The sequence below is a fragment of the Brenneria rubrifaciens genome (genome assembly GCF_005484945.1).
Taxonomy (GTDB): domain Bacteria; phylum Pseudomonadota; class Gammaproteobacteria; order Enterobacterales; family Enterobacteriaceae; genus Brenneria; species Brenneria rubrifaciens.
Genome location: NZ_CP034035.1, coordinates 1167906 through 1191296, shown reverse-complemented (window position 1 = coordinate 1191296; position 23391 = coordinate 1167906). Strand labels below are relative to the sequence as shown.

Sequence of the window (23391 nt, the reverse complement as noted above, 5' to 3'; positions counted from 1 at the left end):
TCTTTACAGATTTACCGCCCGCTTCGATTAGACGTCCAGCAACAGACGAGTAGGATCTTCCAGCATCTCTTTCACTGTCACCAGGAAACCGACTGATTCACGACCGTCGATCAGGCGATGATCGTATGACAGCGCCAGATACATCATTGGCAATATGACAACCTGCCCCTCAACCGCCATCGGACGATCTTTAATGGCATGCATGCCAAGAATCGCACTTTGTGGCGGGTTGATGATCGGCGTAGACATCAGAGAACCAAACACACCGCCGTTGGTAATGGTGAAGTTACCGCCGGTCAGTTCTTCAACGGTCAATTTTCCATCCCGGCCCTTTAACGCCAACTCTTTGATTTTTTTCTCAATATCCGCCATTCCCAGCGCATCGACCTCACGCAGCACGGGTGTAACCAGACCGCGCGGCGTCGACACGGCAATGCTGACATCGAAATAGTTGTGGTAAACCACGTCTTCGCCGTCGATGGAAGCATTCACTTCCGGGTAGCGTTTCAGGGCTTCAACCACAGCTTTGATGTAGAAGGACATAAAGCCCAGGCGTATGCCGTGGCGCTTCTCGAAAGCTTCGCCATACAGCTTGCGCAGATCCATGATAGGTTTCATGTTGACTTCGTTGAACGTCGTCAACATCGCGGTACTGTTTTTCGCTTCCAGCAAACGTTCGGCAACGCGTTTGCGCAACCGCGTCATCGGCACACGTTTTTCGCTGCGGCCGCCGAGTGCAGGCTCAGGGGAAGAGGACGCGGCAGGCTTTTCTTCTTTCTTAACGTCTTTATCTTTCTGCTGCGCAGCCAGATATTTATCAACATCTTCACGGATGATTCGTCCGCCGACGCCGCTGCCTTTAATGGCGGAAGCATCAAGGTCATGCTCCGCAATCAGGCGGCGAATCGCCGGACTGAGCGCATCATTATTTTCTTCTTCCAGCCCCGCGGTGTGACGCTGCGCCGGAGTAGATTCCTGATTCTGTGATTTCTCGCTGGTTTCTTTACCGGAGCTGTCGCCAGCACGAAGGCGGCCCAACACCTGGCGAGAGGTCACCGTGGCGCCTTCATCCTCCAGAACAGCCTCCAGAATACCGGCCTCAGAAGCAGGCACTTCCAAAATGACTTTGTCGGTTTCAATTTCAACCAGCACTTCGTCACGCTGGACGCTATCGCCTGGTTTTTTGTGCCAGGTGGCAACAGTGGCGTCGGCTACCGATTCAGGCAGGTCGGGAACGAGAATATCTACGCTACTCATTATCTATCCTTTTAAATTTAATCAACGTTCAGCGCGTCATTAACCAGAGCTTGTTGTTGTTTCTGGTGTACGGAGAAATAGCCAACAGCAGGCGAAGCCGATGCCGGACGTCCGGCGTAACGCAAAGAAGCCCCAAAGGGAATAACTTCACGGAGATGATGCTGGCTGCAATACCAGGCTCCCTGATTCAACGGTTCTTCCTGACACCACACGAAATCATGCACATGCGCGAAGGGTTCAAGCACCGCCTGAACTGCCTGATGCGGGAACGGGTAAAGCTGTTCGATACGCACAATGGCCACATCTTTTTGATCGTTCTTACGACGTTGCTCCACTAAATCATAGTAAACCTTACCGGAGCAGAGAACGACGCGTTTGATGGCTTTGGGCGCCAGGTCGTCAACTTCGCCAATCGCTGGCTGAAATTGACCGTCAGCCAACTCATCCAGAGACGAAATTGCCAGCGGGTGACGCAACAGCGATTTCGGCGACATCACAATTAACGGACGGCGCATGCCGCGCAACGCCTGACGGCGCAGCATGTGATAGACCTGAGCCGGGGTCGAGGGAATACACACCTGCATGTTCTGTTCGGCGCACAATTGCAGATAGCGCTCCAATCTGGCTGATGAGTGTTCCGGGCCTTGACCTTCATACCCATGCGGCAACAGCATGACCAGGCCACACATCCGTCCCCATTTCTGTTCGCCGGAACTGATGAACTGATCGATAACCACCTGAGCGCCGTTGGCAAAGTCGCCGAATTGCGCCTCCCAGATCGTCAGCGTCCGCGGTTCCGCCGTGGCATAGCCATACTCGAATGCCAGCACCGCTTCCTCGGACAATACAGAGTCCCAGACATTGAACTTACCTTGCGAGTTATGCACGTGGTTTAGTGGGGTATAGCTGGAACCGTTTTTCTGATTGTGGATCACCGCATGACGATGGAAGAATGTTCCGCGCCCGGTATCTTCGCCCGACAGACGAATAGAAACGCCGTCATCCACCAGCGTCGCGTAGGCCAGATTTTCCGCTGCCCCCCAGTCAAATGGTTTATTGCCGAGCGCCATCTCGCCGCGGTCTTTATAAACCTTGGCGACGCGAGGATGAATCTCAATGCCTTCCGGCACATCGCTGATACGTTTGGCGAGTTCCTGTAGACGCTTCATCCCGACTTTATGCGGATACGGTTCATCCCATTCGTGATGCAGATAAGGCGTCCAGGTAAAGGACTGAATGTCCATCTCTCGCCACTCTTCCACCACGCACTCACCGGCATCCAACGCATCACGATACAGGTTGACCATTTCGGTCGCGTCTTCAAGCGTAATGACTTTCTCCTGTTCCAGACGATCGGCATACACCTTTCGCGGCGTCGGATGTTTTTTGATCTTATGATACATCATCGGCTGCGTGGCGCTCGGCTCATCCGCTTCATTATGCCCATGACGGCGATAGCAAATCAGATCGACAAACACATCACGCTTAAACGTGTTACGAAAATCGAGCGCCAGGCGGGTCACAAACGCAACCGCTTCAGGATCGTCGGCATTCACGTGGAAAATCGGCGCCTGAACCATCTTGCCGATATCCGTACAGTATTCCGTCGACCGGATATCCAACAGGTTAGATGTGGTAAAGCCGATACGGTTGTTGATGACAATACGCAGCGTGCCGCCGACTTCGTAGCCGCGCACCGTCGACATGTTCAGCAGTTCCTGCACCACGCCCTGACCGCTGATCGCCGCATCACCGTGAATGGTTACCGGCAGTACGCGCGGACCGCTCTGACTATTCAAGCGATCCAGACGAGCACGGACCGAGCCCGTCACCACCGGACTGACGATCTCCAGATGCGAAGGGTTGAACGCCAGCGCCAGGTGAACCAGTCCCCCTTCGGTTTCAATATCGGCGGAGAAGCCCTGATGATATTTCACGTCCCCCGTGCCGAGATGTTCTTTGTGCTTACCGGCGAATTCGTCGAACAGATCCTGTGATTGTTTACCCAGGACGTTGATCAGCACATTCAGGCGACCGCGGTGAGCCATGCCAAGCACCGCTTCACGCGTCCCATTTTTGCCCGCATGACGGATCATCTCTTTCAGCATCGGCACCAGGGCATCGCCGCCCTCCAGTGAGAAGCGCTTGGCGCCGGGAAATTTTGCCCCAAGATAGCGCTCAAGACCTTCTGCCGCCGTCAACTCTTTCAGGAAGCGCTTTTTCTCCTCAGCGCTGAACGACGGTTGGCCGATAACCGATTCAATACGGTGCTGAATCCAGCGTTTTTCTTCCGTATTGGTAATGTGCATGTATTCGGCGCCGATGGGTCCGCAATAGGTGCGTTTCAGCGCCTCATACAGATCCGCCAGCTTCATGGTCTCTTTGCCAATCGCAAAGGAACCTACGTTGAAGGTTTCCTGCAAATCATCCTGCGTCAGGTTATGGTAATCCAGATCCAGTTCAGCGACCGGTATCTGCGGGCGCAGATCAATCGGATCGAGGTTCGCCTGTTGATGGCCGCGAAAACGGAAAGCGTTGATTAACTGCAACACTTTGACCTGCTTGGCATCCATGTCAGGATCGGTAATTGATGAGGAAAAGCGTGACGAATCTTTCGCCAAACGGCGGAAGTATTCACGCGTTTTAGAATGGAGTTGATCGGGCTTGACCCCAGTAGTGGGCAGTTGCTGGAAAATCGTGCGCCAGCTGAGATCAATAGAATCCGGATCGGTTAAAAAATCTTCATAGAGCTCTTCTATGTAGGACTGGTTTGCGCCCGCCAGATAGGAGGAATCCAGCCAGGCCTTCATTGCGCCGTTCTGCATCATGATCCCTTAAGCTAATAAGCTTCAGTTTTCGCCGTGGTTAACATGTCATTAAGTGCCGTATAACATCAGTTACCCTAAACGGTTCACTTGTCGTACCTCGGTACACTCGGGGTATCCCGCCCCTTAAGGAACCTTTAAAAACCGGTTCGGGCGCGTAAGCCGGTTTTTAAAGGTTTCCTGCGATCCCTCTAAAGCATATCAACCCCAGAGGGACGTTCGTATCTTTTTACTACTTAATTTTCATACTGTTAAATTATTACGCGTTACGTTGCAACAACATCGATTTTATATGGCCGATCGCCCGCGTCGGGTTGAGTCCTTTCGGACAAACATTGACACAATTCATGATGCTATGGCAGCGGAAAACACTGAAAGCATCGTCAAGTTCGTCCAGCCGCGGCTTGGTTTCCGTATCACGGCTGTCAATCAGGAAACGGTATGCCGCAAGCAGCCCCGCGGGTCCAACAAATTTGTCCGGGTTCCACCAGAACGACGGACAGGACGTGGAACAACAGGCGCACATGATGCATTCATACAACCCATCCAGTTTTTCACGCTGCTCCGGTGACTGAAGGTGTTCGCGTGCCGGTGGATTTTTCCCATTATTCAACAGGTAAGGTTTTATTTTCTCATATTGGGCATAGAACTGTCCCATGTCCACTACCAAATCACGCACAACCGGTAAACCGGGCAGAGGTCGGATGACAATGTTACTGCTTCCGTGACGCAATGCCGATATCGGCGTGATACAGGCAAGGCCATTCTTACCGTTCATGTTGACGCCGTCGGAACCACACACACCTTCACGGCAAGAGCGGCGGAAAGACAGTGTCGGGTCCTGCTCCTTAAGCAGAATCAGCGCATCCAGCAACATCATGTCCCGCCCTTCTTCTGCTTCCAGCGTGTAATTTTGCATCCGCGGCGCATTATCAACATCCGGGTTGTAACGATAAATAGAAAATTCAAGTTTCATCATTTATCTCCGCGATTAATAAGTACGTATTTTCGGCGGGAACGCCGGACGTAATTTAGGCTGCATGTTCACCTCACGGCGCGTCATGCTATCGGCGTGCGGCAGATACAACGAATGACATAACCAGTTCTCATCATCACGATCAGGATAGTCGAAACGACTGTGCGCACCACGGCTTTCGGTGCGAAAATTGGCAGATGCCGCCGTTGCATAAGCGGTTTCCATCAGGTTATCCAATTCCAGACATTCAATGCGCTGGGTATTGAATTCGGTAGAATTATCATCCAGACGCGCGCTTTTAAGACGCTCGCGGATCGTTTTTAGCTCTTCCAGCCCTTTCGCCATCGCATCCCCTTCGCGGAAGACCGAGAAGTTGTTTTGCATGCAGGATTGCAACGCTTTACGGATTTCAACCGGATCTTCACCGGAACGCGTGTTGTTCCAGCGGTTCAGACGTTCGAGCGACGCTTCAATATCCGACTCGCTGGCGTCGCGGCTGACGCCCTGTTCTTCCAGCGATTCTTGTAGATGCATACCCGCAGCGCGGCCGAACACCACCAAATCGAGCAGAGAGTTGCCCCCCAAGCGGTTCGCGCCGTGTACCGAGACACAGGCGATTTCGCCAACGGCAAACAGGCCGGGGATCGGCACATCTTCCCCCTTCTCGTTGAGCGTCAGCGCCTGACCGCTGACTCTGGTCGGAATCCCCCCCATCATATAGTGGCAAGTTGGAATAACCGGAATCGGTTCTTTGATGGGATCGACATGGGCAAAGGTGCGGGACAATTCCAGAATACCCGGCAGACGGGATTCCAGCACCTCTTTACCCAAGTGGTCCAGTTTCAGCTTGGCATGCGGCCCCCACGGGCCCTCGCAGCCGCGACCTTCACGGATTTCAATCATGATGGATCGGGCGACTACATCACGGCCGGCCAAATCTTTGGCATTCGGCGCATAGCGTTCCATGAAGCGCTCGCCGTGCTTATTCAGCAGGTAACCTCCTTCGCCGCGACAGCCTTCGGTCACCAGCACGCCAGCCCCCGCGATACCGGTCGGGTGGAACTGCCACATTTCCATATCCTGCACCGGCACACCGGCACGCAGCGCCATGCCGACGCCGTCGCCGGTATTGATATGCGCATTGGTGGTGGACTGATAAATACGGCCCGCTCCGCCCGTCGCCAGTACGGTGGCGCGCGCCTTGAAGTAAACGACCTCGCCGGTTTCGATACAGATAGCGGTACAACCGACCACTGCGCCATCCTGATTTTTCACCAGATCCAGCGCATACCACTCTGAGAAGATGGTGGTATGGTTTTTCAGGTTTTGCTGATAGAGCGTATGCAGCAAAGCATGGCCGGTACGGTCAGCCGCCGCCGCCGTGCGAGCCGCCTGCTCGCCGCCAAAGTTTTTGGATTGTCCGCCAAACGGACGCTGATAAATGCGACCATCATCCAGACGTGAGAATGGCAACCCCATATGTTCCAGCTCCAGGATCGCTTCCGGGCCGGTTTTACACATATATTCAATGGCATCCTGATCGCCGATATAATCAGACCCTTTCACGGTGTCATACATATGCCATTCCCAGTTGTCTTCATGGGTATTGCCCAGCGCGACGGTGATGCCGCCTTGTGCGGAAACGGTATGGGAACGGGTCGGGAAGACTTTGGATAACAGGGCGCAGGAAAGGCCCATCTGGGATATTTGCAACGCGGCGCGCATACCTGCGCCACCCGCACCAACAACAACCGCATCAAACTCTCTGACTGGCAAATTCATTACGCACCCCACACCACGATGGTTCCATAAATGACGTACACCAACAGCGTAACCACGATCGCCAACTGTATAGTCAATCGCAGGGCCAGCGGTTTAATGTAGTCGGTCAGCACTTGCCACATCCCTATCCATGCATGTACCAGGATGGAAAATAACGTTAACAGTGTGAATACTTTGGTGAGAGCCATAGCGAAAAAACCACGCCAGACTTCATAAGTGATGTCGTTGGCGCTCACAATAAAACCAACGATGTACAACACATACAACATGATGACGATGGCAGAAGCGCGAATTAATAACCAATCGTGTACGCCATTGCGTCCTAACGCAGAAGCATTGCTTACCATACGAGGACTCCAGCCAGTAGTGAAAGCACGATAGTGATAATAAAAGAAAGATTCGCGGAACGTTTACCCGCGACAAGATCTTCTTCTAGGTAGCCGGCATCCATCATCAGGTGACGTAATCCCCCCACGATGTGGTAGGCCAGTGCAGTGAGAATGCCCCAAACGATAATTTTAACGATGACGCTATCCATTATTTCCGCAGCCCGCAGGAAACCCACTTCAGAAGAAAGGGACAAACCTAGCAGCCACAGTAAAATACCGACAGCGACAAAAGTAATAACGCCGGAAACGCGGTGAAGAATAGAGGCTATGGCAGTAACGGGAAACTGGATCGTTTGCAGATCCAGGTTGACAGGTCTTTGTTTTTTCACGGATTTTCCCACTCAGCTTTTATTATTGTTTCCTACTCCAGACCTGAGGAGGTCAGACAGCATGAAAGTCGAAACCTTAATAGCCGGGTTTACCGTACGCGCTCAAACATCGACATTCCGGTGCCAGACAGCGCATGATCCATGCATACTGGGTGCTCTCAGGGTGTTCTGGAGACCTGTTAGAAGTATAGTTCCCATACATTCTCATTACAATTCCCATACAAAATGTTTGGTAAAATCTCCTTTGAATAGTGATTCATATCACAAATTTAACAATTCATATAAAACAAACCATATTTACTGACAAATATTAAACATTTAAATTACAACTAGTGCGCCAAATTCTCTATGATGTATTAAAGCACTGCGGTTATTCTTCCACACTGACATAACTTGTGTAACAGTGTGGAGAGAGTACCCATGTAATAATTATAGGTAATGACTACCATTAATTCTAAGAACGGTTGATTTTGAGAACAATTAAGTCTGAGAAGGGTTAATTGCCTGAAGAATAATGTTTTCATCCTGAATTGGGGCCGGCTAAATTGCCACTGCCCTACTCTGTGCCCCTACTGGCAATATCTGTCACAACAGAGTTTCATCGGCGCGTAATGGATCCGGTGTACAGGCATGACGGTATTTCTTCGGTGAAAAAAAATCTAAAATTAAAGCGCTAAGGAGACTGTAAATGGCTGATAAAAAAGCAACGCTAACGCTAGATGGTAAAGATCCGATCGAACTGAATATCCTGTCCGGTACGCTTGGCTATGATGAAATAGACATTCGTCCTCTTGGCGCTAATGGCTTGTTTACTTTCGACCCAGGCTTTACCTCAACAGCATCCTGCGAATCCAAAATTACCTATATTGACGGCGAAGAAGGCATTTTGTTGCACCGCGGTTACCCGATTTCCCAACTGGCGGAAAAATCCAACTATCTGGAAGTGTGTTACATCCTGCTGTTCGGTGAAGCGCCGACACCAGAGCAATACGAGACGTTTAAAACCACGGTCACCCGCCATACCATGATCCATGAACAGATTACCCGTCTGTTCCACGGCTTTCGGCGCGATTCGCATCCGATGGCGGTGCTATGCGGGGTAACGGGCGCGCTGGCGGCGTTCTACCACGATTCTCTGGACATAAGCATCGAACGTCATCGTGAGATTGCCGCCTACCGTCTGCTGTCTAAAATGCCGACCGTCGCAGCCATGTGTTATAAGTATTCACTGGGGCAACCATTTGTTTATCCGAGAAATAATCTGTCCTATGCCGGCAACTTCCTGCACATGATGTTCTCCACGCCCTGTGAAGAATACGAGGTGAACCCGGTGCTGGAACGCGCCATGGACCGCATCCTGATTCTTCATGCCGACCACGAACAGAACGCATCGACATCTACCGTACGCACCGCCGGTTCTTCCGGCGCCAACCCATTCGCCTGTATCGCCGCCGGGATAGCTTCCCTGTGGGGACCGGCGCACGGCGGCGCGAACGAAGCCTGTTTGCGAATGCTGGAAGAAATCAGCTCAGTTGAACATATTCCTGCCTTCATCGAACGCGCAAAGGATAAAAACGACTCCTTCCGTTTGATGGGTTTTGGTCATCGCGTATATAAAAACCACGATCCACGCGCCACCGTGATGCGTGAAACCTGCCATGAAGTGCTGAAAGAGCTGGGCCGTAAAGACGACCTGCTGGAAGTGGCGATGGAATTGGAAAATATCGCGCTGAACGACCCGTACTTCATCGAGAAGAAACTGTATCCAAACGTCGATTTCTACTCAGGTATCATCCTGAAAGCAATGGGCATTCCGTCTTCCATGTTCACCGTTATCTTCGCCATGGCGCGTACGGTCGGCTGGATTGCACACTGGAATGAAATGCACGACGAAGGGATCAAGATTGCCCGTCCTCGCCAGTTATACACCGGCTACAGCAAACGGGACTTTAAATCCAATCTGAAAAACGGCTAAAACCGCTCAGCCAGACAAACCGTAGGCCGGATTTCCGGCCTACGGTTTGTGGCAATGGCGACATCAGTAGAATATGAGGTCATTTCCCAATCTGGCCATAAGCGCCTGATCGGGCAACATCGCTCTGCATTGGTTTACTCAAGGGGATAGCTACGCCGCCGCCACTTTTATCTGATGTTGAGTGAAGCAGTTACGCAACTTGCGTACAAAAGTCAGCGCGTGTACGCCATCGCCGTGCACACACACCGTATCCGCCTGGACATGCACCCAGGAACCGTCGCTGGCGCGCACCCGCTGGCGTTGGATCATTTCCAATGTTTGCGCCAGCGCCAGATCATCGCTGTTGATCAACGCGCCGGACTGCTTGCGGGGAACCAATGAACCATCAGGCTGGTAACACCGGTCGGCAAACACCTCCTGACGCGTCTGTAGCCCAAGACGCTGCCCGGCACGAATCAGTTCACTGCCCGCCAATCCCACCAGACGCAGCTCCGAATTAATCACCTTTACCGCGCGCGCAATGGCATCCGCCAGCGCGGGCTCACGCGCCGCCTGATTATAGAGCATACCATGCGGCTTCACGTGCGCCAGTTTGCCGCCTTCCGCCTCCACAATCGCATTCAACGCGCCAAGCTGATAAACCACCTGTGCAAAGACCGTCTCTGCGGGAAGATTCATTTCACTACGGCCAAAGTTCTCACGGTCGGGAAAACCCGGATGCGCCCCCAACGCCACGCCATAGTCGATTCCCCAACGCACCGACTGCCGCATGGTTTGCGCATCTCCCGCATGAAATCCACAGGCAATATTTGCCGAACTGACCAACTTCAGCAACGCTTCATCGTTTTCGCCACCTTCACCCAGGTCGGCATTCAGATCAATATTCATGCAGCCTCCACGCCAATTGTTCCAGATAACGCTGCTGTTCTTGTGCCGCCTGCTGAGCTTCGGTCAACGTGCAACGGATGAAATGGATCGGTTCGCCAAGCCGGATTTGCGCCAGATGATACAGATCGGCGCCAATCACACAGGCGATGCGTGGATAGCCTCCCGTGGTTTGAGCATCGGCCAGCAACACGATCGGATGACCGCTATGCGGGACCTGCACAACGCCAGGCAGTAAACCATGCGACGACATTTCACGCTGCGTCTTTCGTTGCAGCGTCGGCCCCCGCAGACGATATCCCATCCGATTGCTTTGCGGACTCAGGTGCCAGGGAGTACGCCAGAATGTCTCTTGCGCTTCCTCGCTGAACTCCTGATACTCCGGTCCCGGCAGCGCCCGCACGCGGTTTCCAAACAGCAACTGTTTAACCCCTATTTCCCTGGTCGGCAATCGGGTGGAGGCGCCCAGCAAAAGCTCGTCGCCATCCGCCAGCAAACGCCCGGCATATCCGCCAAAACCCGCCTTCAAATCGGTACTGTGCGAACCTAACGCTTCCGGTACGTCAATGCCGCCCGAGAACGCCAGATAACTGCGCATACCATGATGCGGTAAATGCATTTTCAATGTCTGTCCGGCTTTTACGGCAAAACGCCAGCCGGTCCATAACGGTTTGCCATCCAAATCGGCATGGCAGTCAGCCCCGCTTAGCGCAATCCAGCAGGGCGACGTAAACGTAGCGACAAATTTTCCCAGCGTAATCTCCAGCGCCGGCGCGCCTTCCGCATTGCCCACCAGCAGATTGGCCAGCTTCAATGCGGGAATATCCAGCGCGCCGGCTTGACTGATGCCCAGACGACGGAATCCCCGCCGGCCGCTGTCCTGCACCGAGGTATGCAATCCGGCATGAATAATTTTCAGCATATGCCCTCTTTCTGCGGCACAAAACGAACATTATCGCCAGGACGCAACAAGGTAGGCGGCATGGTTTGCGGATTGAACAACGTTAGCGAGGTGCGGCCGATCAACTGCCAGCCTCCCGGCGTCGTCAATGGGTAAATGCCCGTTTGCGCCCCGCCGATACCGATCGAACCCGCGGTAACCTGCAAACGCGGTTCCGCGCGTCGGGGCGTATGCAGCCGCTCGTCCAGTCCCCCCAGATAGGCGAACCCGGGTTGAAACCCCAGGAAATACACGACATAGCTGGCGGCAGCGTGCGTTTCCACCACCTGACGCTCGGTCAGATTGCAATGACGCGCGACAAGATCCAGATCCGGCCCGGACTCACCGCCATAAACGACCGGAATATCGATATCACGAGGATCGAACGCCAACGACTCACTGTCTTCCCACCAGCGTTGCAGACGTTCAATGGCATCCAATGCGATCCGTTGCGGGTGTTCCAGTAGTACGGTCAGATTATTCATGCCCGGAATCGCTTCCTGCACTTCTTCGTGGTGATTCAACCGCTCCGCCAATCCCCAGATGCGCTGCTGACTTTCCAGCGTCATCGGCGGCTCCAGCTCCAGAACAACGGTTTTCTCGCCCAGCAGATAACATCGTGCTCGTTGCAATCTTTTCTCCTGACTGACCCTATCATCACATCTTCCTGTTATGGGAGCATGCAATAAAGATACCAATATGACTTTTGAAGCCGCGTTTAGTTTAACCTTCGTCCTATCGCCTTAAATAGCAAGGTGTTTCAAGCTTAAGCGGGATTGGGAATATCAATAAATGTCACATCGAACTGGTGGTGTCGAGCCAACCAATCCCCCAAAGCGCGGATGCCCCCCCGTTCGGTGGCGTGATGCCCGGCAGCAAAGAAATGCAGCCCCATTTCACGGGCAATATGAATTGTCTGCTCGGATACTTCACCGGTAATAAACGCATCCACGCCAAATCTGGCTGCCTGTTCAATAAAGCCCTGACCACCACCGGTACACCACGCAAGACGTTGTATCTGTTGCGGTGCATTATCCCCACAATGCAGCATCGAACGCCCCAAACGGTTTTCCAGACGGCGGCAAAACGCATCGCTGCCCATCGGCTGCGAGAGTTCACCATAAGGCACCAGCGGTTCAATCATCCCCAGCACATTGATCTCCAACAGCGCGGCCAGTTGCGCGTTATTTCCTAACTGTGGATGGGCATCCAGCGGCAAATGGTAGCCATACAGATTAATATCGTTGACCAGCAGCGTCTTAAGTCGATGACGTTTCATGCCGCTGACAATCGGGGATTCGTTTTTCCAGAAATAACCGTGGTGCACCAGAATGGCATCCGCCTGAAGTTCAACCGCCGCATCCAGTAACGCCTGCGACGCCGTCACGCCGGTAATAATACGCTCAATCTCCTCACGCCCTTCCACCTGCAAACCATTCGGCGCATAGTCTTGAAACGTCTCGGCGTTCAATAACTGGTTAATCAGTTTTTCCAAATCACGATTACGCATACTTGCCCTTCTCTTCCTGTTCATTATTCGCCGCGCTCGCGCTTTTGGCGGCTTCAAATGCCGCCAGCGTCTGCTGTCTGGCCGCTTTGTGGTCGACGATCGGCCGCGGGTAATTCAAGGTACAACGCTGTTTCTCGGCCCACCGATGCGGTTGGTGAATCCCGGTATCCGGCACTGCCGCCAACTCCGGCACGAACCGGCGGATAAACTCGCCCTGTGGATCGAAACGTTCGCCCTGCGTGGTCGGGTTGAATATACGGAAGTAGGGCGAGGCATCAGTGCCTGTCGATGCCGCCCATTGCCAACCGCCGTTGTTGGCCGCCAGATCTCCGTCCAACAGTTGCTGCATAAAATAGCGCTCCCCTTCACGCCAATCGATAAGTAAATCTTTTACTAGAAAACTGGCGCAAATCATACGCAAACGGTTATGCATCCATCCGGTTTGATTCAACTGTCGCATGGCGGCGTCGACGATCGGATAACCGGTTTGTCCCTGTTGCCAGGCCGCCAGATCCGCCGGCGAGCGACGCCACTGCACGTTTTTCGTCCAAGCGGTAAACGGTCTGTGCTTGCTCAACGCCGGCCATGCCACCAGTAAATGGCGGTAAAACTCACGCCAGATCAGCTCATCAAGCCAGATAGAAGCCCCGCTTTCCCGCTGTTCCAGTCGTTCGGGACACTCGGCGCGCAGACGATTAAAACACTGGCGTGGCGAAACCACGCCCAGCGTCAGATAAGGAGAGAGTTTGCTGGTGCCGGCCAACGCCGGTAAATCGCGCTGTTGAGGGTAATCCTGTACTTGCTCGCGGCAAAACTGTCTGAGCCGCTGTATCGCAGTCTGTTCCCCGGCGGGGAAATCCTTATCGATCTCCTGCCGGGGATAGCTGAACGGGGTGAAGTGCGTGATATTGGTTACGCCGCTGTTTCGCACTTCAGGGGCAGGAACAGAGCGGGTGTCCGTTTCCAGCAGACGTTTAACAAACGCCCGGCGAAAAGGGGTAAAAACCTTATACATTTCACCGTTTCCGGTCAGTACGCTTCCCGGCGGTAAAAGGAGGCTGTCATCAAACCCGTGACACGCCACCTTGCCTTCCAGCAACGTCTCGGCCTGCTGGTCGCGCTGACGCTCATTAATTTCATACTGCCGGTTATAGAACAGATGCGACACGCGCTGCTGCCGGCAGAACGTAAACAGCCAGCTAACCGACTCGGCAAAATCAGGACATTCGTGGTAAAAAAGCGCGATCCCTTTTTCAGCCAGCGCCTGTCGCACCGCTTTAAGATTTTCCAACAAGAATGCCGCCTGACGCGGCGACATAGCATGTCGCCGCCACTGCTGCGGCGTCGCAATGAATACCGCCAGTACCCGCGCCTGCGGATCGTTACAGGCGGCCGAGAGCGCCAGATTATCGGTAATACGTAAATCATTTCGCAACCAGACCAAATGGGTGTTCATGAATTATCCTCAGTCTGCCAGTTAGTGACCGTAGCGCAGCCTCAGCGCTTCTGGATAGGGCTCGAAATAGCGCTGTTGCGCCAGATACTCATCAGGATATTCCGCCATATAGTGTTTGAGTAACGTGATGGGCGCCAGCAAGGGCTGTAGCCCCTGGCGATAGCGGTCAATCAGTTGTGCCAGCTCCTGCCGCTGTTGTACGTTGAGCTGACGGCGGAAATAGCCCTGTACATGCATCAGCACATTGGTGTGATTACGCCGCGTCGCCGGGCGGGCAAGCAGCGTCATCAGCCGCAGACGGTACTCCGTCATAAACGCATCCAGCGATTCCCACTTATCAATGCCCGCCACAAAGCGTCCCAATTCACGGTATTCTGGCTGCGAATGCGCCAGCAACAACAACTTATAGCGGCTGTGAAAAGCAATCAGAGCACCCCGGCTAAGTCCCTGTCGCCAGAGTTGCTGCAATTCATGCAGTGTATAAACGCGTTCGATAAAATTTTCTCGCAACGCGGGATCGTGCAATCGTCCATTTTCCTCAATCGGCAGCCAGGGCATCTGGTGCCGCAATTCCTGAGTAAACAGACCCACGCCGCTTCTGCGTGCGTTCTTCTGCGATTCGTCATAGACCTTTACCCGTTCCATGCCGCAACTGGGGGATTTGGCGCAGACGATATAGCCGCATAAATGCGGTAAATGGCTGACGTTTTCCGCGGAAAACGTCAGCATTTTCTCCGTCACATCCAGCGGTGAACCGTTACTGGCGCGCAACATAACCTTATTCTCGTCCGCTTTGACCAATCTCAACGCAGGACGCGGCACCGGCAATCCCACTGCCATCTCAGGACAAAGCGGTTCAAAGCGAAAATACGGCGCCAGTTGTTCAACGGCAAAAGCCAGACGCTTGTGTCCTCCGTCAAACCTCACCGGATTACCAAGCAGGCAGGCGCTGATGCCCACCGGGATAAGTTCAAGCTTCATGATTCGCCCTTACAGAAAATACACTTCTCTGTTCAGCATAGCGGATTCCCCCTATTTTCTGTGCAGTGGATGGCGAAAATAGGGCTCAAAATCAGGATATTGATAAAGTAGCGGGGAGAAAAAACCCCTGCCGCAGCAAGGGTTAAACAAGAATGGGAAAACGGGCTGTCAATAAAACTCACATGCCGTCGCTTCGGACTGTGCCATCCATACCGGTTTATCGCTGGTTTTCAGCCACACGCGATGCAGATAGCTGTAAAAACGCGCCCGATCGCGGCGGAATACCATAACCGGCAACGCTGCAATACCGACGAATACAACCGCGATACGACGCAGGAGAATACGGTATAAAGGATAAGCGGTGTAATGTGGCATAACGATCCTCCTTCGGTAACGCAAGCAGCGTGGCCTGCATGAACCATAAAATTTACGCCGGGATATTGATTAAAACTTTATCGTCTTCAGTGACACTTTACTACTCATCCGACCAGAAAAAACATCAAATAATCGACAGATTTTCTCATTACCTCGTCACCAAGTGACTTAATAGTTAAGAATCAAGATTAACTGGTTAAATTATGTTTTATCGCCCGCTCAACGCCCTTACTCGCTTCAGTGCCATTTCTTATCCGCTGTTTGTCCAATAAACCGCCTTTTTACCGAGCATTTTTATACTTTATTTACGCCACCGTTGTGAAAATTTGCACTTTCTTTTCCCGCCCTTACGTAGCCTGACGATGTTCATTCTGATTTACGCCTGTGGAGGTGTTTCGTGAATTTAGGCATCCTGTTAGGCAGCCTGCTAGTGTTGCTTTTATTGGGTTATCTGGTTTATGCCCTGTTGAAAGCGGAGCGTTTTTGATGGCTGCCAATGCATTCTTATTGATCTTCGGCTTATTGCTGATCCTGATGTTACTGGCGCAACCGCTGGGTAGCGTTCTGGCCCGTTTGATCGAAGGTGAAACCGGCGCGTTACTGCAAAAATTCGAGGCGGCGGCGACGCGCGGTCTGGGTATCTATGCCGGTGAAATGCGCTGGCGGCAGTATGCGCTGGCCATTGTTACCGTTAACCTGCTCGGCTTTGTCTTTCTGTTTGCTCTGCTGATTTCTCAGGGAAATTTGCCCCTGAACCCGGAAGCGCTACCGGGTCTGTCGTGGCATCTCGCGCTGAATACCGCGGTCAGCTTTGTCACCAACACCAACTGGCAGGCTTATAGCGGGGAGAATACGCTGAGTTATCTGAGTCAGATGGCGGGACTCACGGTACAGAACTTCCTCTCCGCCGCCAGCGGTATCGCAGTGGCATTCGCCTTGATCCGCGCATTTTCTCGTCGTGCCGTCAGCACGCTGGGCAACGCCTGGATCGACCTGCTGCGTATCACGCTCTATATCCTGTTGCCGCTATCACTGCTGCTGGCGCTGTTTTTCGCCAGTCAAGGCGTTTTGCAAAATCTTTTGCCTTACCAACACTTGACGACCCTGGAAGGGGTAGCGCAAACCTTGCCGATGGGCCCGGTCGCCTCTCAGGAAGCCATCAAAATGCTGGGCACCAACGGCGGGGGATTTTTCGGCGCAAATTCCGCCCATCCCTTTGAAAACCCAACCGCACTCAGCAACTTCATTCAGATGCTGGCGATCCTGCTGATCCCCGCCTCACTCTGTTTCGCCTTCGGCAAAGCGGTTAGCGACAACCGCCAGGGCTATGCCTTGCTGTGGGCCATGACGCTGATGTTAATCGCCGCCGCCGCGCTGGTGATGAATGCGGAACTCAACGGTAATCCGCACTTGCTGGCCTGGGGAGCAGACAGTGCGGGCAACATGGAAGGCAAGGAAACCCGTTTCGGCATTCTGACCTCCAGCCTGTACGCCGTGGTGACCACCGCGACTTCGACAGGTGCGGTCAACGCCATGCATGACTCCTTTAGCGCACTGGGCGGCATGGTGCCCCTATGGCTGATACAGATCGGCGAGGTGGTGTTCGGCGGCGTCGGTTCCGGTCTGTACGGCATACTGCTGTTCGTTTTGCTGACGGTGTTTATCGCCGGGCTGATGATTGGCCGCTCTCCCGAATATCTGGGGAAAAAGATCGATGTCTTTGAGATGAAAATGACCGCGCTGGCCCTGCTGATCCCGCCCGCTCTGGTGTTGCTCGGTACTGCGCTGGCGCTGAGTACCGAAGCGGGCCGCCGCGGTATTCTGAATCCGGGCGCGCATGGATTTAGTGAAGTGCTCTACGCCGTTTCCTCCGCCGCCAATAATAACGGCAGCGCCTTTGCCGGGCTGAGCGTTAACACGCCGTTCTACAACACCCTGCTGGCTGTCGCCATGTTGCTGGGGCGCTTTGCCGTTATGATCCCGGTGCTGGCCATCGCGGGTTCGCTGGTAGAAAAGAAACGCCAGCCGGAAAGTAAAGGGTCGCTGTCTACCCGCAGCCCGCTGTTCATCGGCATGTTGAGCGTCATCATCCTGTTGATTGGCGCGCTGACCTTTATTCCCGCGCTGGCTCTCGGGCCAGTAGCCGAACATTTACAGCTCAGCTTGACGCACTAAGGCTGGAGAAAATTTATGACTCGTCAAACGATGAATCAACCGGCAGTGACAGAACATCCGAACAATCGTAGTCACTCTACTCACCCGCGCAAACCGCAAACGTTGTTCGATTCGGCATTCATTCGCTCGGCGCTGATCGATGCCGTGAAAAAGCTTGATCCGCGCGTACAATGGCACAACCCGGTGATGTTCGTGGTCTACCTCGGCAGCCTGCTGACATCCATTATCTGGTTAACCATGCTGACCGGATCAACATCCGGCGATGCGCTTTTCACCGGGCTGGTGTCACTGTGGCTATGGATTACCGTGCTGTTCGCCAACGTTGCCGAAGCGCTGGCCGAGGGCCGTAGCAAGGCGCAGGCCAGCGCCCTGAAAGGCGTGAAAAAAACCAGTTGGGCTTACAAACTCTCCGCGCCGCACCCTACGGCCGACGTGGAGAAAGTCACCGCCGACAGCCTGCGTAAAGGGGACATCATCTTAGTGAAGGCTGGGGAAACCATCCCCTGCGATGGCGAAGTGCTTGAAGGGGGCGCATCGGTAGACGAAAGCGCCATCACCGGGGAATCCGCGCCGGTTATCCGCGAATCCGGCGGCGATTTCGCCTCCGTGACGGGCGGGACGCGTTTACTGTCCGACTGGCTGGTCGTCGAGTGCAGCGTGAATCCCGGAGAAACCTTTCTTGACCGCATGATTGCCATGGTCGAGGGCGCACAGCGGCGTAAAACACCGAACGAAATCGCTCTGACCATTTTGCTGATTGAACTGACGATCATTTTCTTGTTGGTGACCGCCACGCTCTATCCCTTCTCCTGGTTCAGCGTTCAGGCCAACGGCAGCGGCGAGATCGTCGGGATTACGGTGTTGGTGGCGCTGCTGGTGTGTCTGATCCCCACCACCATCGGCGGCTTGCTTTCCGCCATCGGCGTGGCGGGCATGAGCCGGATGCTGGGTGCCAACGTGATCGCCACCAGCGGCCGTGCGGTAGAAGCCGCAGGCGATATCGATGTACTGTTACTGGATAAAACCGGCACCATTACGCTGGGAAACCGTCAGGCATCGGCTTTTCTACCCGCCCCGGAGGTCACAGAGCAGGCATTGGCTGAAGCCGCTATGTTGGCGTCGCTGTCCGATGAAACGCCCGAAGGCCGTAGTATCGTGGTATTGGCAAGACAGCGCTTCAACCTGAGTGAACAAGATGCGCGGACGCCCGATGCGACCGTTGTCCCGTTTTCCGCCCAGACCCGCATGAGCGGCGTGAACATCGATCAACGTATCATCCGTAAAGGCGCGGTCGACGCGCTGCGCCGGTACATCGAAGCCAATCGGGGGACGTTTCCCCATCAGGTAGAAGAACTGGTTTCCCAGGTAGCCCGCCGCGGGGGGACGCCGCTGGTGGTCGCGGAAGGCAAACGCGTGCTGGGTGTGGTGGAGCTGAAAGATATTGTGAAAAGCGGCATCAAGGCACGCTTCGCCGAGTTACGCAACATGGGGATCAAAACCGTGATGATCACCGGGGATAACCCACTGACGGCCGCCGCGATTGCGGCGGAAGCCGGTGTGGACGATTTTCTGTCGGAAGCCACGCCTGAAACCAAACTGGCTCTGATTCGCCAATATCAGGCTGAAGGCCGTCTGGTGGCGATGACCGGAGACGGCACCAACGATGCCCCCGCGCTGGCGCAGGCGGATGTGGCGGTTGCCATGAATTCGGGCACGCAGGCGGCAAAGGAAGCGGGCAACATGGTTGATCTGGACTCCAATCCGACCAAGCTGATTGAAGTCGTGCATATCGGTAAACAGATGCTGATGACGCGGGGATCGTTAACCACATTCAGCATCGCCAACGATGTCGCAAAATATTTCGCCATTATTCCGGCAGCCTTTGCCGCGACCTATCCGCAGCTCAACGCGCTGAACGTCATGCAGCTTCATTCGCCCGCGTCGGCCATGCTTTCCGCCGTGATCTTCAATGCACTGATTATCGTCTTTCTGATCCCGCTGGCGCTTAAGGGCATAAGCTACCGGCCGATGAGTGCGGCGGCGCTGCTGAGCCGCAACCTGTGGATTTATGGTCTTGGGGGACTGGTTGTGCCGTTTGCCGGTATCAAGCTCATCGATTTATTGCTGACCGGATTGAATCTGGTTTAACCGTTGACAGGTAATACTATGCGCTATTTACGCTCTTCACTGTTTCTTTTACTGATGCTGATACTGCTGACCGGCGGGGTTTATCCGTTACTGACCACCGGATTGGCCCAATGGCTGTTTCCGTCGCAGTCCAACGGTTCGCTGGTATATCGCAATGGCACGGCGGTAGGCTCTTCCCTGATCGGTCAGGCATTCACGCACAAAGGCTATTTTCAGGGACGCCCATCTGCAACCGCGGATACATCCTATAATCCCCTCGCGTCCGGCGGCAGTAATCTGGCCGCCAGCAACCCGGCGCTGGATAAGTTACTGGAGCAACGCGCGGCTGGGTGGCGCCAACTGAGCGGCGGCGTCCAGCCGATACCGGTTGAATTACTGACCGCCTCGGCCAGCGGGCTTGATCCGCATATTTCACCAGACGCCGCGCGCTATCAGGCCAGCCGCATTGCTCAGGTCAGAGGGATTTCGCTGCAACGGGTTCAGCAACTGATTGACCAACTGACCCAAACCGGCAAACCCGCGTTTATCGGTCAACCGACCGTGAATGTCCTGATGCTCAATCTGGCCTTGGATAAGGAAAAACCGCTTCCCTGATACACTATGATTAATGATGTTTTATGACGTACCTGACAAGGACAAACCATGATTGACGGTGAAGATCGTCGCCCGAATCCAGACAACCTGCTGGCGCAAATTGGCGATCCGCCGCGCGGTAAGCTGAAAATCTTTTTCGGGGCCTGCGCCGGCGTCGGCAAAACCTACGCCATGCTACAGGAAGCCCAACGGCTGCGGCGCCAGGGGCTGGACATTCTGGTTGGCGTAGTTGAAACCCACGGTCGCAGTGAAACCGCGGCGCTGCTGGAAGGCTTGCCGCAGCTTCCGCTCAAGCGTATTCATCATCGTGGCCGCCATAACGCCGAATTCGATCTCGATGCCGCACTCGCGCGCTGCCCGGCCCTGATCCTTATGGATGAACTGGCGCACAGCAACGCGGCCGGTTCCCGTCATCCCAAACGCTGGCAGGATGTTCAGGAGCTGTTGGACGCGGGTATTGATGTGTTTACCACGGTCAATGTGCAACATCTGGAAAGTCTGAACGATGTGGTCGGCGGCGTCACCGGCATTCGGGTGCGGGAAACCGTGCCCGACCCCATCTTCGATCACGCCAGTGAAGTCATCCTGGTCGATCTGCCGCCGGACGATCTGCGCCAGCGTCTGGACGAAGGCAAAGTGTATCTGCCATTGCAGGCCGAGCGCGCCGTGGAGAATTTTTTTCGCAAAAGCAACCTGATCGCGTTGCGTGAACTGGCACTGAGGCGCATGGCGGATCGGGTTGACGATCAAATGCGGGCGCTGCGTGCCGGTCAGGGCCGCGAGCATGTCTGGCATACGCGGGACGCCATTTTGCTCTGCATCGGGCACGGTACCGGGAATGAAAAGCTGGTGCGCACCGCCGCTCGGCTGGCGGCGCGGTTAGGCAGCGCCTGGCATGCGGTTTACGTTGAAACCCCGCGGCTGCACCAATTACCGGAACCGCGGCGGCGCGCCATTTTGCGCGCGCTCAAGCTGGCTCAGGATCTGGGCGCGGAAACCACCACGCTGTCCGAACCCGATGAGGAATACGCCGTCCTGCGCTATGCGCGGGAGAACAATCTGGGGAAAATCGTTATCGGCCGCCATACTGAACAGCGTTTCGGCTGGTGGTGGCGTACGCGCTTCGCCGAGCGTCTTGGGCGGCTGGGTCCGGATCTGGATCTGGTCGTCGTCTCTGTTCAGGATGAGCCTCTCGCCGCGTCGGTGAAAACGCCAGATACGCGCGGACTGGCGGAAAAATGGCGCATGCAGCTTTATGGGTGCGTAATGGCGATGTTGCTGTGCGCTTTGATCACGTTGCTGGCCTCCTGGTCACCGTTTTCGACGCTGGAACCTGTCAATCTGGTGATGGTCTATCTGCTGGCCGTGGTGATCATCGCGCTGTTTTACGGTCGTTGGCCTTCCGTCTTTGCCGCGGTCATTAACGTCACCAGCTTTGACCTGTTCTTCATCCTGCCGCGTGGCACCTTGGCGGTGTCGGATGCGCAATATCTGGTGACCTTCGCGGTGATGCTGGGTGTCGGGATTCTGGTGGGTAACCTGACGGCCGGGGTTCGCTATCAGGCCAGGGTCGCGCGCTACCGCGAACAACGGGTACGTCATCTGTATGAAATGTCGAAAACGCTTAACAGTAGTTTGTCCAGTCTGGATATCGTTAAGGCCAGCCATCATTTTCTGCGAACCACCTTTCAGGCCAAAATCGCCCTGCTACTGGCGGATAAAACTCATTCCTCCTCTCCTGAGTTACACCAGCCGGTTATCGAGGGGCAGGAACAGTTGATCGTGGATAAAGCCATTGCCCGCTGGAGCTACGATCACCGTGCGCCCGCCGGCGCGGGCACCAGCACCTTACCCGGCGTGCCTTACCAGATCCTGCCGTTAGCCACGACACAGCAGATTTTCGGCGTACTGGCCATTGAGCCAAATAATGCCCGCCAGTTGATGATCCCGGAGCAACAGCGCCTGCTGGAAACCTTCACCGTGCTGATCGCCAACGCGCTGGAGCGTCTGCATTTGATGCGAAGCACGGAAAATGCCCGCCTGGACGCGGAGCGCGAGCAATTGCGTAACTCGTTGCTCGCCGCGCTGTCGCACGATCTGAGAACGCCGCTGACGGTCCTGTTCGGCCAGGCGGAGATTCTGACGCTCAATCTGGCCAGCGAGGGATCTCCCTATGCGCCTCAGGCCAGCCAAATCCGCCAGCAAATTCTCAACACCACGCGACTGGTGAACAATTTGCTGGATATGGCGCGAATCCAGTCCGATGGCTTCAACCTGCGCAAAGCGTGGCAGTCGCTGGAAGAGTTGATTGGCAGCGCGTTACAACAGTTGGAAAGCTCGCTGGCAAAGAATACTATTCAGGTGAATCTGCCCGATGAGATGATTCTGGTTTACTGCGATGCCAGCCTGATTGAACGGGTGCTCATTAATCTGTTGGAAAATGCGCTTAAATACGCGGGAGAGCAGGCAACCATCGTCATTGAAACGAGGATCGAACACCGGCCGGAGACTGGCGAGGGCTGGCTGGAAGCCATTGTACGAGATGATGGGCCGGGTATCGAGGCCGGGCAGGAAAACGTTATTTTTGATAAATTCGCGCGCGGTCACAAAGAGTCATCCATCCCCGGCGTCGGGCTGGGACTGGCGATTTGCCGCGCCATCGTCGAGATTCACGGCGGTCAGATCTGGGCTGCCAACGTTGAAACAGGCGGCGCCGCATTTCACTTCACGCTGCCGTTGTCCGCCCCGCCGGCGGTCGAACCGGAAGAACTTGAGACTTGAGGAGCATTGATCC

19 protein-coding genes are annotated in these 23391 nt (G+C 54.6%); 6 read left to right on the top strand and 13 right to left on the bottom strand.

What is annotated here, in order from left to right; genetic code table 11:
* Nucleotides 1-27: 27 nt before the first annotated feature.
* The 6 genes from odhB to sdhC all read right to left on the bottom strand — a co-directional run bounded on the left by odhB (nt 28) and on the right by sdhC (nt 7570).
* A complete protein-coding gene (gene odhB / locus EH207_RS05570; protein ID WP_137713092.1) occupies nt 28-1257 on the bottom strand; it encodes a 2-oxoglutarate dehydrogenase complex dihydrolipoyllysine-residue succinyltransferase in 1230 nt (409 codons plus the stop codon).
* A 17-nt stretch (nt 1258-1274) separates the two neighbouring features.
* Nucleotides 1275-4082, bottom strand: coding sequence for a 2-oxoglutarate dehydrogenase E1 component (sucA, locus tag EH207_RS05565; RefSeq protein WP_137715278.1), 2808 nt, complete (start codon nt 4080-4082; stop codon nt 1275-1277).
* 259 nt (nt 4083-4341) lie between these two features.
* Entirely contained in the window at nt 4342-5058 is a 717-nt protein-coding gene (locus tag EH207_RS05560) for a succinate dehydrogenase iron-sulfur subunit (RefSeq protein WP_137715277.1), read from the bottom strand.
* Nucleotides 5059-5073: 15 nt separating this feature from the next.
* A complete protein-coding gene (sdhA, locus tag EH207_RS05555; protein ID WP_137713091.1) occupies nt 5074-6840 on the bottom strand; it encodes a succinate dehydrogenase flavoprotein subunit in 1767 nt (588 codons plus the stop codon).
* Entirely contained in the window at nt 6840-7187 is a 348-nt protein-coding gene (gene sdhD, locus EH207_RS05550) for a succinate dehydrogenase membrane anchor subunit (protein WP_137713090.1), read from the bottom strand. The genes sdhA and sdhD overlap by 1 nt, the downstream gene beginning before the upstream one ends.
* Complete coding sequence (gene sdhC / locus EH207_RS05545) at nt 7181-7570, bottom strand: succinate dehydrogenase cytochrome b556 subunit (protein WP_137713089.1); 390 nt, start codon at nt 7568-7570, stop codon at nt 7181-7183. The genes sdhD and sdhC overlap by 7 nt, the downstream gene beginning before the upstream one ends.
* 676 nt (nt 7571-8246) lie before the next feature.
* On the opposite strand from sdhC, the gene EH207_RS05540 reads away from it, so the two are divergent.
* Nucleotides 8247-9533: a citrate synthase gene (locus EH207_RS05540; protein WP_137713088.1), complete on the top strand. Its 1287-nt coding sequence runs from the start codon at nt 8247-8249 to the stop codon at nt 9531-9533.
* Nucleotides 9534-9683: 150 nt separating this feature from the next.
* Here the strand turns inward: EH207_RS05540 and pxpA are convergent, their stop codons facing one another.
* From pxpA to EH207_RS05505, 7 genes are all read right to left on the bottom strand, one after another.
* Nucleotides 9684-10421 carry a 5-oxoprolinase subunit PxpA gene (gene pxpA / locus EH207_RS05535; RefSeq protein ID WP_137713087.1) on the bottom strand — a complete coding sequence of 246 codons (738 nt, stop codon included), beginning with the start codon at nt 10419-10421 and terminating at the stop codon, nt 9684-9686.
* A complete protein-coding gene (gene pxpC / locus EH207_RS05530; protein WP_137713086.1) occupies nt 10411-11340 on the bottom strand; it encodes a 5-oxoprolinase subunit PxpC in 930 nt (309 codons plus the stop codon). The genes pxpA and pxpC overlap by 11 nt, the downstream gene beginning before the upstream one ends.
* A complete protein-coding gene (gene pxpB, locus EH207_RS05525) occupies nt 11334-11990 on the bottom strand; it encodes a 5-oxoprolinase subunit PxpB (RefSeq protein WP_137713085.1) in 657 nt (218 codons plus the stop codon). Before pxpB ends, pxpC begins: the two co-directional genes overlap by 7 nt.
* A 134-nt stretch (nt 11991-12124) precedes the next feature.
* A complete protein-coding gene (locus EH207_RS05520; RefSeq protein ID WP_137713084.1) occupies nt 12125-12868 on the bottom strand; it encodes a type 2 GTP cyclohydrolase I in 744 nt (247 codons plus the stop codon).
* A complete protein-coding gene (gene phrB / locus EH207_RS05515; protein ID WP_137713083.1) occupies nt 12861-14324 on the bottom strand; it encodes a deoxyribodipyrimidine photo-lyase in 1464 nt (487 codons plus the stop codon). Before phrB ends, EH207_RS05520 begins: the two co-directional genes overlap by 8 nt.
* Nucleotides 14325-14345: 21 nt before the next feature.
* Nucleotides 14346-15305 carry a YbgA family protein gene (locus EH207_RS05510; protein ID WP_137713082.1) on the bottom strand — a complete coding sequence of 320 codons (960 nt, stop codon included), beginning with the start codon at nt 15303-15305 and terminating at the stop codon, nt 14346-14348.
* Between the two features lie 168 nt (nt 15306-15473).
* Nucleotides 15474-15680: a YbfA family protein gene (locus EH207_RS05505; RefSeq protein ID WP_137713081.1), complete on the bottom strand. Its 207-nt coding sequence runs from the start codon at nt 15678-15680 to the stop codon at nt 15474-15476.
* Between the two features lie 397 nt (nt 15681-16077).
* On the opposite strand from EH207_RS05505, the gene kdpF reads away from it, so the two are divergent.
* From kdpF to kdpD, 5 genes are read left to right on the top strand one after another with little or no spacing between them, the layout of a single operon-like run.
* Complete coding sequence (gene kdpF, locus EH207_RS05500; RefSeq protein WP_137713080.1) at nt 16078-16167, top strand: K(+)-transporting ATPase subunit F; 90 nt, start codon at nt 16078-16080, stop codon at nt 16165-16167.
* Complete coding sequence (gene kdpA / locus EH207_RS05495; RefSeq protein ID WP_137713079.1) at nt 16167-17855, top strand: potassium-transporting ATPase subunit KdpA; 1689 nt, start codon at nt 16167-16169, stop codon at nt 17853-17855. Before kdpF ends, kdpA begins: the two co-directional genes overlap by 1 nt.
* Nucleotides 17856-17870: 15 nt before the next feature.
* On the top strand, nt 17871-20003 hold the full coding sequence (gene kdpB / locus EH207_RS05490) for a potassium-transporting ATPase subunit KdpB (RefSeq protein WP_175413645.1): 2133 nt from the start codon (nt 17871-17873) through the stop codon (nt 20001-20003).
* 18 nt (nt 20004-20021) lie between these two features.
* Nucleotides 20022-20597, top strand: coding sequence for a potassium-transporting ATPase subunit KdpC (gene kdpC / locus EH207_RS05485; protein ID WP_137713078.1), 576 nt, complete (start codon nt 20022-20024; stop codon nt 20595-20597).
* A 48-nt stretch (nt 20598-20645) separates the two neighbouring features.
* A complete protein-coding gene (kdpD, locus tag EH207_RS05480) occupies nt 20646-23378 on the top strand; it encodes a two-component system sensor histidine kinase KdpD (RefSeq protein ID WP_137713077.1) in 2733 nt (910 codons plus the stop codon).
* The last annotated feature ends 13 nt before the right edge of the window (nt 23379-23391 follow it).